General features: G+C 47.6%; 22 protein-coding genes. 14 read left to right on the top strand and 8 right to left on the bottom strand.

Features of this window, described 5'->3' with window-relative positions:
- Nucleotides 1-95 precede the first annotated feature (95 nt).
- The 14 genes from ACJMNB_RS14155 to ACJMNB_RS14090 all read left to right on the top strand — a co-directional run bounded on the left by ACJMNB_RS14155 (nt 96) and on the right by ACJMNB_RS14090 (nt 5,781).
- Nucleotides 96-311, top strand: coding sequence for a hypothetical protein (locus ACJMNB_RS14155; RefSeq protein WP_405343568.1), 216 nt, complete (start codon nt 96-98; stop codon nt 309-311).
- A 3-nt stretch (nt 312-314) separates the two neighbouring features.
- A complete protein-coding gene (locus ACJMNB_RS14150) occupies nt 315-626 on the top strand; it encodes a hypothetical protein (RefSeq protein ID WP_405343566.1) in 312 nt (103 codons plus the stop codon).
- Nucleotides 623-814 (top strand): hypothetical protein, encoded by a 192-nt coding sequence (locus tag ACJMNB_RS14145; RefSeq protein WP_405343564.1) that lies wholly within the window; start codon nt 623-625, stop codon nt 812-814. The genes ACJMNB_RS14150 and ACJMNB_RS14145 overlap by 4 nt, the downstream gene beginning before the upstream one ends.
- A gap of 11 nt (nt 815-825) precedes the next feature.
- On the top strand, nt 826-1,134 hold the full coding sequence (locus ACJMNB_RS14140; protein WP_405343562.1) for a helix-turn-helix domain-containing protein: 309 nt from the start codon (nt 826-828) through the stop codon (nt 1,132-1,134).
- Between the two features lie 15 nt (nt 1,135-1,149).
- The gene (locus tag ACJMNB_RS14135; RefSeq protein ID WP_405343560.1) at nt 1,150-1,296 is read left to right on the top strand and encodes a hypothetical protein; all 147 of its coding nucleotides are present in this window, start codon (nt 1,150-1,152) and stop codon (nt 1,294-1,296) included.
- Nucleotides 1,289-1,648 (top strand): ASCH domain-containing protein, encoded by a 360-nt coding sequence (locus tag ACJMNB_RS14130; protein ID WP_405343558.1) that lies wholly within the window; start codon nt 1,289-1,291, stop codon nt 1,646-1,648. The genes ACJMNB_RS14135 and ACJMNB_RS14130 overlap by 8 nt, the downstream gene beginning before the upstream one ends.
- A gap of 1 nt (nt 1,649) precedes the next feature.
- Nucleotides 1,650-1,910 carry a hypothetical protein gene (locus ACJMNB_RS14125; protein WP_405343556.1) on the top strand — a complete coding sequence of 87 codons (261 nt, stop codon included), beginning with the start codon at nt 1,650-1,652 and terminating at the stop codon, nt 1,908-1,910.
- A gap of 56 nt (nt 1,911-1,966) precedes the next feature.
- Complete coding sequence (locus ACJMNB_RS14120; RefSeq protein ID WP_405343554.1) at nt 1,967-2,221, top strand: hypothetical protein; 255 nt, start codon at nt 1,967-1,969, stop codon at nt 2,219-2,221.
- Nucleotides 2,222-2,347: 126 nt separating this feature from the next.
- Nucleotides 2,348-2,632 carry a hypothetical protein gene (locus tag ACJMNB_RS14115; RefSeq protein WP_405343552.1) on the top strand — a complete coding sequence of 95 codons (285 nt, stop codon included), beginning with the start codon at nt 2,348-2,350 and terminating at the stop codon, nt 2,630-2,632.
- The gene (locus tag ACJMNB_RS14110) at nt 2,632-3,114 is read left to right on the top strand and encodes a hypothetical protein (protein ID WP_405343550.1); all 483 of its coding nucleotides are present in this window, start codon (nt 2,632-2,634) and stop codon (nt 3,112-3,114) included. The genes ACJMNB_RS14115 and ACJMNB_RS14110 overlap by 1 nt, the downstream gene beginning before the upstream one ends.
- Before the next feature lie 123 nt (nt 3,115-3,237).
- Nucleotides 3,238-3,897 (top strand): hypothetical protein, encoded by a 660-nt coding sequence (locus ACJMNB_RS14105; protein ID WP_405343548.1) that lies wholly within the window; start codon nt 3,238-3,240, stop codon nt 3,895-3,897.
- A gap of 24 nt (nt 3,898-3,921) precedes the next feature.
- A complete protein-coding gene (locus tag ACJMNB_RS14100) occupies nt 3,922-4,170 on the top strand; it encodes a hypothetical protein (RefSeq protein ID WP_405343546.1) in 249 nt (82 codons plus the stop codon).
- Between the two features lie 4 nt (nt 4,171-4,174).
- The gene (locus ACJMNB_RS14095; protein WP_405343544.1) at nt 4,175-4,366 is read left to right on the top strand and encodes a hypothetical protein; all 192 of its coding nucleotides are present in this window, start codon (nt 4,175-4,177) and stop codon (nt 4,364-4,366) included.
- Between the two features lie 323 nt (nt 4,367-4,689).
- Nucleotides 4,690-5,781, top strand: coding sequence for a tyrosine-type recombinase/integrase (locus tag ACJMNB_RS14090; RefSeq protein WP_405343542.1), 1,092 nt, complete (start codon nt 4,690-4,692; stop codon nt 5,779-5,781).
- A 111-nt stretch (nt 5,782-5,892) separates the two neighbouring features.
- Here the strand turns inward: ACJMNB_RS14090 and ACJMNB_RS14085 are convergent, their stop codons facing one another.
- The 8 genes from ACJMNB_RS14085 to ACJMNB_RS14050 form a co-directional block, all read right to left on the bottom strand.
- On the bottom strand, nt 5,893-6,129 hold the full coding sequence (locus ACJMNB_RS14085) for a hypothetical protein (protein ID WP_405343540.1): 237 nt from the start codon (nt 6,127-6,129) through the stop codon (nt 5,893-5,895).
- On the bottom strand, nt 6,129-6,464 hold the full coding sequence (locus ACJMNB_RS14080) for a hypothetical protein (RefSeq protein WP_405343538.1): 336 nt from the start codon (nt 6,462-6,464) through the stop codon (nt 6,129-6,131). The genes ACJMNB_RS14085 and ACJMNB_RS14080 overlap by 1 nt, the downstream gene beginning before the upstream one ends.
- A gap of 13 nt (nt 6,465-6,477) precedes the next feature.
- The gene (locus ACJMNB_RS14075; RefSeq protein WP_405343536.1) at nt 6,478-6,978 is read right to left on the bottom strand and encodes a hypothetical protein; all 501 of its coding nucleotides are present in this window, start codon (nt 6,976-6,978) and stop codon (nt 6,478-6,480) included.
- A 110-nt stretch (nt 6,979-7,088) separates the two neighbouring features.
- Complete coding sequence (locus tag ACJMNB_RS14070) at nt 7,089-7,484, bottom strand: DUF5675 family protein (RefSeq protein ID WP_405343534.1); 396 nt, start codon at nt 7,482-7,484, stop codon at nt 7,089-7,091.
- Between the two features lie 2 nt (nt 7,485-7,486).
- Nucleotides 7,487-7,957, bottom strand: coding sequence for a hypothetical protein (locus tag ACJMNB_RS14065; RefSeq protein WP_405343532.1), 471 nt, complete (start codon nt 7,955-7,957; stop codon nt 7,487-7,489).
- A gap of 97 nt (nt 7,958-8,054) precedes the next feature.
- Nucleotides 8,055-8,303 carry a hypothetical protein gene (locus ACJMNB_RS14060; RefSeq protein ID WP_405343530.1) on the bottom strand — a complete coding sequence of 83 codons (249 nt, stop codon included), beginning with the start codon at nt 8,301-8,303 and terminating at the stop codon, nt 8,055-8,057.
- Between the two features lie 20 nt (nt 8,304-8,323).
- Nucleotides 8,324-9,280, bottom strand: coding sequence for a hypothetical protein (locus tag ACJMNB_RS14055; RefSeq protein ID WP_405343528.1), 957 nt, complete (start codon nt 9,278-9,280; stop codon nt 8,324-8,326).
- Between the two features lie 57 nt (nt 9,281-9,337).
- Nucleotides 9,338-12,310: a hypothetical protein gene (locus ACJMNB_RS14050; RefSeq protein ID WP_405343526.1), complete on the bottom strand. Its 2,973-nt coding sequence runs from the start codon at nt 12,308-12,310 to the stop codon at nt 9,338-9,340.
- Between the last annotated feature and the right edge of the window lie 4 nt (nt 12,311-12,314).

The raw sequence follows: 12,314 nt of genomic DNA, 5'->3' as shown, positions 1-12,314 counted from the left end.
TCGACCTGCAAGCTCACGAAGTTCTGCAGGGAGGACGGCAAAAAGTTCATCTGCTACGCCTGCGACCACGGCAATTTCCCGAGATTCAAACACCTATGGCAATCGATAAACAGCACCTTCTACCCAACCACCACCCCGCACCGCTCTATGCAACAGTACCCAAAGCAGAATATGACGCGCTCAAGCGAAAGCTCGACATCTGTCAAAAGGAATGCATCAGAATCGCAGAACTCTATCAACGAGATAAACAGCTTTTCCACAACAAGATTAAACGAATCATTCGCCACATCAACGAATTTAAAAAGAGGTAAACAATGACCGACATTCACAAATTCAAAATCATCGACAGATTCCTGAATGCCGCCAGGGAATCTGAAGAAAAGGACCCGCGATTCTGCGACAAAATCGTGAACACTGCGACAAGCTGGGAAAAAATTGTTCCCATCATGAAAAGCAGTGAGATGCAGCCGGTTTATGCCGAAAACATTCTTTTCGGAAAAATTGCAAGCGCCATGAACAATTACAAAATCGGCAGCAAAAACCAAGCGCTTAAGGAATTCGCCGAAAGCGGAGCCGCAATCATGCGCGTGATGGAAATCATCGAAACCGAACTGGAGGAACAATGACAGAATCCGCAGTTTTACCGCTCGCAATCATCGTTGTTTTCATCGCCGTCACCCAGATTTTCGCCTGGACCCGCGACGATACCACCATCGAAAAGCTCAAGCCTACCGAACGCGACATCGCCGTGACCGCAGCGTCAACGCTAGACGTTCTTTTCGCAGCTATCATAACCATCATTTGGATCTGGTAAAGGAGACCTCCATGACCGTAGAACTCGCAACTAAAGGAGACTTAGCCCAAATGTTCTCCGAATTCGAGCAGCGCCTTCTTGCAAAGCTCAAGGCACCGCAATCCGCAAAGGCCGAAAAGCAAACGTTCACGCTGAAAGCCGCTGCCGATTATATCGGCGTAAAGCCGCGCAAGCTGGGCGACCTTGTCCGCGCCAAGGAAATCCCGCATGTCCGTTTCGGCAAGGAACCGAAGTTCTTGAAAGCAGACCTTGACAACTACCTTTTCCAGCACCGCGTCAGCAGCTCTGCAGAGCTCGAAAGCGCTGCAAACAACCGGTAACCCGGAGAATGGCCAATGAGCAAAACTTTCAACAGCTTTGATTTGATCGTCATCTGCAGCCTGCTTTGGAACGCTATAAAGGCATTCGTGAAAGTCTTTGTAATAATGGCAATTCTCGCCGCAATTGTATGGTATTTGGTGGAGGCCGTCGCAAATGCCTAAGACACTTTGTTTACCGATTAAAAAGCAATGGTTTGATTTAATAAAAGCTGGCATCAAGACGGAAGAATACCGCGACGATACACCTTATTATCAGTCACGACTTATTTGCCAGACCGAAGATCAGGAAAAAGACTCTTACGACCTGATTTACGGCGGTAACATCATCGGAGGCGTCAACCACCTGGCTATTCAAAAGATGCGTCGATACGACTTTGTTGAATTCCGAAACGGTTACGCCAAGAACGCGCCAAAGATAAGATTCAAGAATCCAAGAGCCCGCTACGATTTCGGCAAGCCCGAATGGGGCGCGGTACCTGGCATAATTTATTTCGTTATCACATGGGAGAATTGAAATGCATAAATCAGATTCAAACGAACACATTCAAGATCCGTTTATAGACGCAATGGCTAATTCATTCGCTAGACCCGTAATACCAGAATTTAGCCTCAAAAACGAACTTTCCAGAGTATTAAATATTTATAAAGATAGCCGAACAATCATTGTTTCCGAATCCGAAAAAGAGCGCGAAATGCGCAAAGAATTCGGATCAGAAACCCTGTATAACTTCTGCAGCGGACTTCTCATTGGATTAAAAATGGCTAAGGACAAATAATATGCCTTAAGCAACAATATTGCATGCCAAGACCAAAAGGCACTGAGACACAAACTATGACATTTATTTACTGGAATGACGACTACATGTTCATTACGCGCCGCGACCATTCAAAACAGGGAGGCCGTCTAGGCAAAGGCATTATCATAGCCCCAACGTCTCCGTTTAAGGGCGTATGCAACCATTGCCGCAGTCTTAAAATCGTCCGTCACTACCCGTATTCCGCCGCAGACAACAGCTTCGGAGTATTCTGTGAACGTTGCATGAAGGAAATCGACGAGGAAATGGCTGAAACGGAGGCAACCCGATGAAGCTGGGGATATGCTGGCTCTGTGATAAACAGAAGAAGGTTTTACAGACATCTGTTGACGGTCATCACCGCTGGCTCTGTAAAAAATGCGAGAACATAAACAAGTATTTTAAAACACAAGAGGGAAATGAGTCAACCGAACAACAAAACAGCAACCGGCGAATATTACGACGGTAAAATCGAAACTATCGATTATCTCGAATTTATGACCGAATCGCTCATAAAGAACGGGGTTGCCCCAAAAACGGCATACGATGTCGTTGCAGCCCTAAAGTACCCATCCCCTCGTCTTGGTGCAAAAGCCGACACTCCTATCGAGCTTGACCTAATGAAGGCAGAAAACTACATCCACCGCGCAAGAACCGGGAAATGGCTTGCCAAGGAATTCCTCGACCCGTTTGGAGAAAAATAATGGTAGAACTGAAACACTACGACATTAAAGACATTGAAGCAATAGACGATGAACGCGTTAAGAATGCGAAGCATGGGCAAGTGACGTCATGCACTAGAGTCTACATTAAGGAAGATGTTGACGATGCCATCGGGGAGCTCAAGGACAAGAACGAGGAAATTCAAAAGCAAACAGACATCGCATGGGGAAAAGTTAATGCGATGTATGACGAAATATCGGAACTCAAAGCAAGAATCGCCCAGCTTGAAGACGATAACGCCTTGCTGCGTAAGAACAACGCCGAACTCCGCGAGGCTACTAGGTGGATCAATGTAAGCAAGGGATTTCCTGCCGTTGGAGCAAGCGTCCTTATTAGTGACGGTTTTGTTAGAATGGTAGGCGCTCTAATGTACGACTATACTTGGAATGTTGACGAAGTCTTTTATGATGTAGACGAATATAAGTTTTGGCTGCCGCTGCCGGAAGCACCGGAGGTGAAATGAAAAAACATGTAGACCACATCATGTACGAGCTGCGCCAGGACGCAAAGGCGTTCGGAATCATGGCCGCCGCCGTGATTGTCGCCACCGCTGTTATCATTGTGGTAATGTAATCAAGGAGGCGAAATGAGCGAAAAGCCGTTTGTAAAATTATTCACGCCATGCCCTAAGTGCGGTCAAGACCCTACACCAACGAATAAGGATGGCCGTTGCGGAAAATGCGGAGCGTGGCAGGTCATCGCCTTGGAGGAAGTAAGCCCGGTAAGGATAGGAAGAAATTGCGTCGTATGCGGAGAAGGGGTTGATCTTATGGGACTTGGCGACAATCGTACTATATCGCCGGATTCAAAGGCGGCGAACAAAACCACTATAAGGACGAAAATGAACGAACACTTTGAACACCTAAACAGAAGCTATAATGCCATTCTCGAAAGCCTTCAAAAAGACGAAGCCGGATTTGCGTCAACACAGCTGCACTACACCCGCGACCGATTCAACGATCTCAAAGGGATCCAGGACTACCTTGTCAACCATTCTTTGATAAGCATCGACGAAAACAGCGCTTTCCAGGACGTCCGGAAAGAAATCGCAGAAATCATTCAGAATCGGCTCCAGGAGCGTCTTTTGTGGTTAGCCAGGGGAATAAACGAATCGATTGAAATTCGCAAGCAGAAAGGCTGCTACAAAGGCGAATTCGATACAGCGACGATCCTCGCCAACGCATTCAACGACATCCTCGGCCGCGAATACGGAAAAATTTTCGACGGTCATCCGGGAAAAAAATAAAAACTTTTAACTATATTCCAAATCATGAACACTGCCCAAAGACTTAAAGACCTCTACGAGTTATTTATAGCAGGTGGCATTTCTGCCGCCGATTACAGAGAGCAAGAAATGAAAATCTTTGATGAAGAGAAAATTGAAAGTCGATTAATGCAGCTTCGCGGATTTAGCGAAGAAACTGCAAAGACGATTCAAGCTCTTGCCAGCGTCAGCGACGAACGCACAATTGAAATTGAAGAAGATTTCGAGCCTTTAATCAACCATTTCCAGGATTAAAATCATGCACGATATAGTAAGAGAAGCCGAATTAGCCGTAATGGAAGGATATTTGATGGAAGGAATAAAACCGTCTGTCAGAAAAGCCGCAAATGAAATTCTGAACGATTTTAAAAAGTTTCCAAAAGCAAATCACGTTGATCGAGACTATTTGGCCCTCAGACCAAGACAAGTGACCAATTTCAAAAGACGCTAAAAAGCGTCTTTTTTGTTATGTCAGGGCCTTTTTTTCGGAATTTGGTCACGTTTTGGTCACGCGTACACATTTTTACATAAAAACAGAAACGGCTCCAACCCGCTTAAATAAAGGGATTGAAGCCGTTTTCTTGCTTTTTATAGTGCCAAAGGGACTCATGGCGCTATTAACGTAATGAAATAAATTAAAACGCAATAAACCGCATAATATCAACTAATAATCAAAGCCTGCCACATTTTAAAACGTTGCGTTTGCATACATTTTGCTAAGTTTTCGGTCACACCTTGGTCACGCGTGACCGCAAAATTTAGGAGTAGTGTCTTATGGCATCAGGCACGCAGAAACGCCGGGTAACGGTATTTGAAAGGCCCATGAAAAATGGCGGCAGCAGTCTTTGGCTAAACTACCGCATCGACGGAAAGCGTCATCGGGAGGCGTTGAATCTTTTTCTAGAGCCGGCCAAAAATTCCGCCACAAAGATAAAAAATATGAACACGTTTGCGCTGGCAGAAGCCATCGCAAGGAAACGTTCTGACGAACTGGACCAGGCAGACCACGGCATCCAGATCGCCAAGAGCCGCCACGACCTTTTTCGTGATTTCGCAAAAAAGACTATCGACGACGCCAAGACGGATGGTCTAAAGCACGCCCGAATGGAATTGCTGGTGGGTTTTGAAGAATTCAGACCAGGACTCCGCGTTGTAGACATTACCCGCGATGTTTACCGCGATTTTGTCAAGCATATGGAAGACGAAAAGAAATACGCCAATAATACGATTCTGCATCGATGCAACGTATTGAAGGCAATTCTGCACATAGCAAAGCTTGACGGCGTGATAGCCATGATGCCAGACTTTTCCGGTCTCACCCCTGCCAAGATACAAAGCAAGCGTAATTTTCTTAGCATCGACGAGCTGAGAGCAATGGCCGGTGTGAAATTTGAAAAAGACGCCGAAATGTGGGAACGGGTCAAAAGGCCATTTCTTTTTTCATGCTTCACAGGTCTCCGGCTTTCAGACGTTCGAAACCTGAAATGGTCGGACATCGATAACGACGTAATTTTTTTACGGCAGCAAAAGACCAAGGAAATCGTTCAGATCCCGCTGAACTCGAACGCCAAACGATTTATGCCGAAAAAAATCCCTGGGAACGACCGAGTTTTCCATGACCACCCCACTTGCGAAGAATGGCACAACCGCAAAATCCGTGAATGGGCCGAAAAAGCTGGAATCACAAAGCACATTTCTTTTCACGTCGCCCGCCACACATTCGCTACATTGACGCTGGCAAACGGGGCCGATTTGTTTACAGTCAGCAAGCTTTTGGGCCATACCAAAATTACGACAACGCAGATTTACGCAAAGGTTCTTGACGAAGGCAGACGCAAGGCCGTCGATGCAATTCCAGAGTTATAATTTTTGCAATTTTTAGACACGAATTAAACATAATGTATAAAAATCGAGAATTTTTATACATAGAAAGGCGACCCGCACCGACGCGAGCCGCCTTGAAGGAAAGATTGGCTACTAGACAATGCCGGGCACAGTCTTTGCTGCCATCTTGGAAGCAACAGTTTCACCGTTGCCATGATCCATCAGTTCATTGATGCATCGAAGAGTCTTGACAGAATCCTTGAAGCCATCGAGAACCATGTGATCCTTGATTCGACCGCCATCCTGTTCCACCTGATCATTCAGGTCTTCAAGGTGGCGGCAAAGCGTTTTTTCGGTACGCTCCAGGACCATTTTCACGCGTTCATTCATTACGCAACCTCCGTGGTGCCCTGCATCTTCGCAAGAAGGACCGGAACGTCTTCGTTGGTAAACGAGAATCCGAAATAGCTTACTTTCGGCACATTGGCGAAAGCCATGTCGAGAGCAGCTTTGGCGGAATCCAAGTTCACCATGCCGTCGGCATCAAGAATCCCGGACATTTCCATCCAGGGCTTGACCTTGGATACAAGTGCAGCTGGATTGCTCTTAAGAGCGCCAAGAGCGGCGAAGCCCAGAAAACGGTCACCCATTTTCGGGATCATTGCCACCTGGTCAGCCATGAAACCAATGAAGCCGTCAACAGCCTTTTCGAGAGAAATATGCATAAGCTACCTCTTTTTACGCAGCCTGCGACGTGCTGGTGGAAGTGGCGGGAGTCGGGGTGACGGTTCCGCTACCGGCGGCGACGGGAGGGACGGGCGGAAACGGGGACACGAAAGCGGGCCCCCAGCCCGGAGCGACAGCGTAGTTCGGCACGAACGGAGCGCTGATGCGGTTCACGATTGCAGAAAGCCCGGCGATGCGGTCACCCAGGATTTGGTCGCGCAGCGGGTCAGTCTTTTCGTCGGCGAGAACGCGAGCTTCAAGGTTTGCGACACGTTCGGTCAGTGCTGCAACCTTGGCGTCAGCATACTTTTCGGACTTGAGCTGAGCGATTTCGTTGTCCTTTTGGGCCAACTGGTAAACCGGGTTAGCTGTCGGGTTCTGGTTGCCAAAAAGGCCTCCGATGCCGTTGCCGTTGAGCACGCCGCTAGCAAGTGCCGTGCCGATAACGCCGAGAGTAAGACCGGCGGTTCCCACGCCCTTGCTGGCGTAGCTATCGTTTTCGTAAGTAGCCATAACAATCTCCTTTTGGGATAAATGAAAACCGCCGGGAGTTTCCCAGCGGTCTACATCAAAGCTAAAAGAAGATTCGGCTCGAATCGTATTTTAGGAAAATTTGTGTAAATTTAGTTTGTTAAAGAATAAGGCTCGACGATTAAAAGATAATCGCAATTCCGACATAACATTGCGACCATTGTTTCAGCCGGCGCAGACTCCATAAGTTTTTTTTCGTCGCGCATCATGCCGACAAGGACGCAACCCCGCGAATCCTTGACCGCATCGTTTCCAACATGAATACGTATTCCGCGAGACGACGGAACAGATTTGTTGTACAACAAAGGAAGTTCCCGCTTGAATTTCGGACTTTGCGAGTTCTTTACACAATAACCACCTACAGGAATCAATTTCGAACGATTCTCTAATGTCCAGCAGATAAAATGATTATTCAGGCAAAGTTCGCCAAATACGCCTTTTTTGTCTTCAGTCAAACCAGTACGAATTAAAACAAGTTCAGGTTTCACAACTACCCTACCTTTTCAAGTTTGCTCAAAAAGTCAAAATTACCGTATGAGTTATCACCCCAATGGCCACAAGCCCCGATCATCAAGCAGAAGTCGATAGTCGACGCCTGGAACCGGCTGCATCCAGCTTCGCGGAGACCGCCACGGCAAAGCGCATCAGAATCATCACGACTAAATATATCGTAACCTTTTTTTTGATAAAGGTCATCATGCAGAAAAAAGAAAGCGTTCTGCAGAGGATTCTTTGGATCGTAGGATTTAACCCGAAGCAGCTTTTGACCGAGCCACGGAATCGAACCGCAGTTGCTTACATAACCAGGCTCTACTGTCCACAGATAATTTCCAACGTTTGTAAACAATTCCATTTGGAATTGCCGTTCAAACGGATAGACAATGTCATCGCCAATCTTTGCCTGGCTAACGGCCAAAGGCTTGATGATTGTCGCTCTTTCAAGAACAACTTTGCTTGCCATGCACTACCCCGCTACAATTCGCCCCAATCGTCGGCGTCAAAAAGCCAACAGCCGACAAATATAACCACCATGACAAAAGAAATCGTCAACAAAGCTTTCATTTGCGCCTCATATTCTTTGATGTACGTTCGTCAAGAATTGCCGCATAAACACCGATTTTCGTATCGATGCTATAAAGCAAATCCTTTATGCTTCCAATGTCGTTCTGCAAATTGGTAGACCGCTCTTCGATAGCGTCTGTTCGATATTCAAGCACGCCAAGACGCGTCTGGAACGACGCATAAAGTGCAATCGCGGACGCAATAGTCGTGGCGTAAGGCGCAAGCAACTTAAAGAACTCTTTCATTCTAAAACTCCCACATCCAATTAGTAATTCGGGCTTGCAATTACGGGATAAACGTTATTACCGAACTTCATTACCAGCAGCGCGCACTTGCCAATGATACTCGTCTGCTTTGTTGTTCCGCTCCACAACACGACACCAGAAGTATTTTCATTGATTACGCACAGAACTGAGTTTGCAGGGGCTGTGCTGGCAAGCCATGTTTCCGCATCTGACGCCGTGTGACCCGAAGTTTCGTCGATAACAAATCGCAGTGCGTCGCCAAGCGTCAGCTTGCCCGTCGCCTTGACAGTGTTGCCGGACACCTCTCCGTTGACGGACTTGATGTCGCCATTGCTGGTTTCCACGCCTCCGTCGGCAGTAACCTTGCCTGTCGCAATCATGTCTTCAGCAGACACATCTCCAGTAACAGACATATCGCCGCCAACAGACGCTCCGCCGCTCACTTCTAGCGAGTCGGCGGCCACAGCGCCCATCTGAACCTTCGGGTCAGTATCGTCGCTGTCGCCCACCAGCTTGTTCAGCACCTGGATATTGCCGCCCGAGGTCTTTTCGGCCAGCTTGTCAGCGGAGACTGTAGCGGACTCCATTCCGACAAGGTTGGTAATCGAATCGCCATGCGTTCCGTGCTCCCATTTCGAGTTACCGACGACGAACTTCTGTAGGGCCTCGATGATGCCTGCGGAAATTACTGCAAAGTTCGAGATCGTGGGGCCAGTGCCCTGCACGACTCGGAGCAGCCCACCATTCGCTCCGATAGTTACGGACACAAAAACGCGGTCACCTTTTAAGGCATCGGCAAGTTCATGATCAGACATGCCGGTTACAGGACTACCTGTAATCGATTCGATCGCATTACAGAGCTCTTCCTGGACTTGATTGCACCACTCAGAACTGAACTGGGTCGCCTTTCGGCCAAGAGTCCTGTTGCCATCAACGAACATGTTATTGACTGCAGTCGGTGTAGATATTCTTTTCATTTGCCTTTCTCCTATAAGAATTTCCATACGTCAATAGACGCCTTGCAAGTTGGGCAATTAGTTTTCATACGCCCAATTCAATTTCACTTCTGAACGAACAATGAAGGTCACAGTTGTGCTAGAAGATGGCTTTTGTGCTGTAATGTCAAACTTCCACATGAATGTTCGCCCATTGATGTTTCCTACTTTCAGTAGTCCGTTAATCATGCAGTCGCACTTGTGGCCGCTACTCAAAAGGTATTCAAAAATGTCGCTGTATGTATTGGAACCTGAGATAGTGGAGCCGAGAGAAGCTATATCAACATCCTCTACGGTTAGCTTGTTGTCTAAACCTTGATATTGGTCTCTGCAAGTTATAGAAACAACACCCTTGATAGGTTGCCCAGCGTACCGCGAGTTTTTAGCTCCACCAAGATTCGTGTACACACGGACAATAACTTTGTTGTTAAGATTGTACACCCAAAATTGGAACGAAAGAGGACTTGTCCCCGCACCATTAAGACGTGCAAGATTATGGGTAAAGTCTAGTGTGCTGCCCGATTCTCTAGCAAAGCTGCCGTTCAATACATGAGGAATCGTAGTACAAGGAGTAGGAACCCCGTTGTTAAAGTAAACAGGTACATTGTAACCGCCTGTATTGAGATGTGCACCGCCACCATCAACCATTGCTAAAGATGTTGCAGCATAGTCTGCGTTAGTTGCGAATGATGCGCTGCCGACACTCATCTGAGACGGGTCGCAAGCCTTGACTTCCCCGTTTGAATCAACGTACACGGGAATGGATGTGGAGCCTACGCCATTAGCATCCGCAACTGGTAAATAACCAGAAGCTACCGATGGTAACGTAAGTGTATTATCAGCATCTGTTGATGGTGCAGTATTTCTTAGCGTCGTCAGCTTACCGCCATTCCTATATAATCTAAACACCACTCGGTTATTATTACCGAATCCAGAAGTATTCGAGTCATCACCTGCTATAAAAATGAATCCATTTTGCGCATCAGAGTATAATCTGAAATTCTGGCAACGATATACATTTCCTGTGGCCTCACGATATATAAGGAATGAGTCTGTGTGACCCGTCAATAATTCTCTCGGTCGTGGTGCAGGACACGCATAATTATACACCGCCTGACTCGTCGGAACCCTCGTGGCGTCGTTCGTAACGGAACTTGCTGTCGGAATTCTCGCCACGTCAAACGTGCCGCTGTTTATCCATGATGCGGCACGTGTTAAATCAAATGACACTATCGTCGGTGTGTACACATATACATTATTAGGCTCGTCAGTCGTAGGCTCTACCTGCCCTGCTGTAGCTGAATATGATGTGTATGTAAACGTACTTGTTGTATTGTACAGATACCCACCCGAAGCGTGTTCGCCAATGAAAGCAGAGCTTCTTGATTCTGAAGAACCGCACTTAACCCAAATTTCAACTTTTCTGCTTGATATAGCACCACGAGATACGATGCGAACATCGCATTCCGACAAGACTTTTGTTGCTACAGCAGTCATAGATACTGCGTAAGGCTTATTTGCATTCTGTGAGCGTATGTTGAAATCAATGAGTAGTGTAGTAATTTTCCAATCTGAATCTGTGTAATTTATTTCAAAAGCAGCCGACTTATTGCCATAAGCACCTGTAAAACTTGTTTCGGCAACCTTATACCACCGATAGCCGGATAAACCATCTACAGATATGGATGCGTCAGCTTTAGCTAACTTTCCATCATCCAGCGACTTGCCCATTGCAGCACTAAGGGCATCTGTTGTACTAGAAGAAGTAAGACTATTGACTACGGACGGGACGCTAGGGTAGCTAGGCGTAGCAAATACACCACGCTCGTTAAGGAACTTGCCCGTGTCTCCGCTAGAACTGTTGATACCGAGAGAATCTTGCTTGTTCGCCAATGCGTCCGCAATACCGCCACCGCTTGCGTAGTTGGTAGCGGTAGTAGCCGAGGTCGCCGTCGCTGCATTGCCCGTGTAGCCGTTTTCCGACAATCCTAGCACCGAGCTAATCTTGCCCTTGATGTAGTTCCAAAGATTTGTAATGGCTCTTGCGAAGAAAATTCCGTTACTATCAGATGGAGTGCCGTACTTGAATACTATTCTAGCGGTATCATCGGGGTCGGTGTTTACGCTGTTAATGTCCGAGAACAAGTTGTTCGTAGCAGCATTACCGCTAGTCTTGCCCGTTCCGCCCTTGTTAATCGGGAGCACGGAGAAAGAAGGCTCGGCACCTATCTGTGCAGTAGTCACGTTGTGCGGATTGCTGGTGTTGCTTACGTGGCTGTTCCAAGCGGTCTTGTCGCTGGCAGTGACGCCGCTTTCGAGCGTTGCCATTTCGGCGGCAGTAAAAGAGCTGTTGTTAAGGGTGTATTCGTAGCCCCACGATTCCAGCAGTTCGGAGAACTTGAAACGCTCCACCTTGTCATCGACGCCCGTAGTCTGCGGGTTCTGGATTTCGACATAAACGTAGTCGTTGTTAGTAGGCGTGACGCCCGAAGGCCACGTGTGGCTATTGAGCGCAGCGGCTATCTGCACGTCCGTGGCAGGGTAAGTAAGGCTCAAATCGGATAGGCTGAAACTGCCGAGAAAGTTTGCCGTATTGGTCGCCACGCTGGAGTTGACGAAATCCGCGACAGCCTTGCTGGATCCGAACTCCGTCGTGGACGTCGGGTCGATGGACTGTTTTTTGTTTGCGACGTCCTCTTTCAGCGCGAGGTTTGGCTTGTTCTTGATGAAGTCAGGCTTACTGGAATCTTGCTGGTCCCAATCAGCGGGAATCTGCGGTTTTCCGTCGGCGTTGATGGTGTACACATCGTGGCCGTCCGCTGCGATGGTCTTATCCACCGTGCAGTTCTCGCCAGCCGTGACAACGGTCTTGGCGGCGGCTTCTGCGGCCATGGCTCTCGTTTCTTCTGCGGATACATCATCGGAGATGTCAATCGCAATTCGCTTGATCTTGCCGATGAGGCGAGCGATTAAGGACTGCTCGACGATATTCTTGTCTGGGTTCACGGCCATGGTA

Origin of the sequence: Fibrobacter sp., from assembly GCF_045131395.1 — a bacterium.
Taxonomy (GTDB): Bacteria; Fibrobacterota; Fibrobacteria; order Fibrobacterales; family Fibrobacteraceae; genus Fibrobacter.
This window is presented reverse-complemented; position numbering and strand designations above follow the sequence as displayed.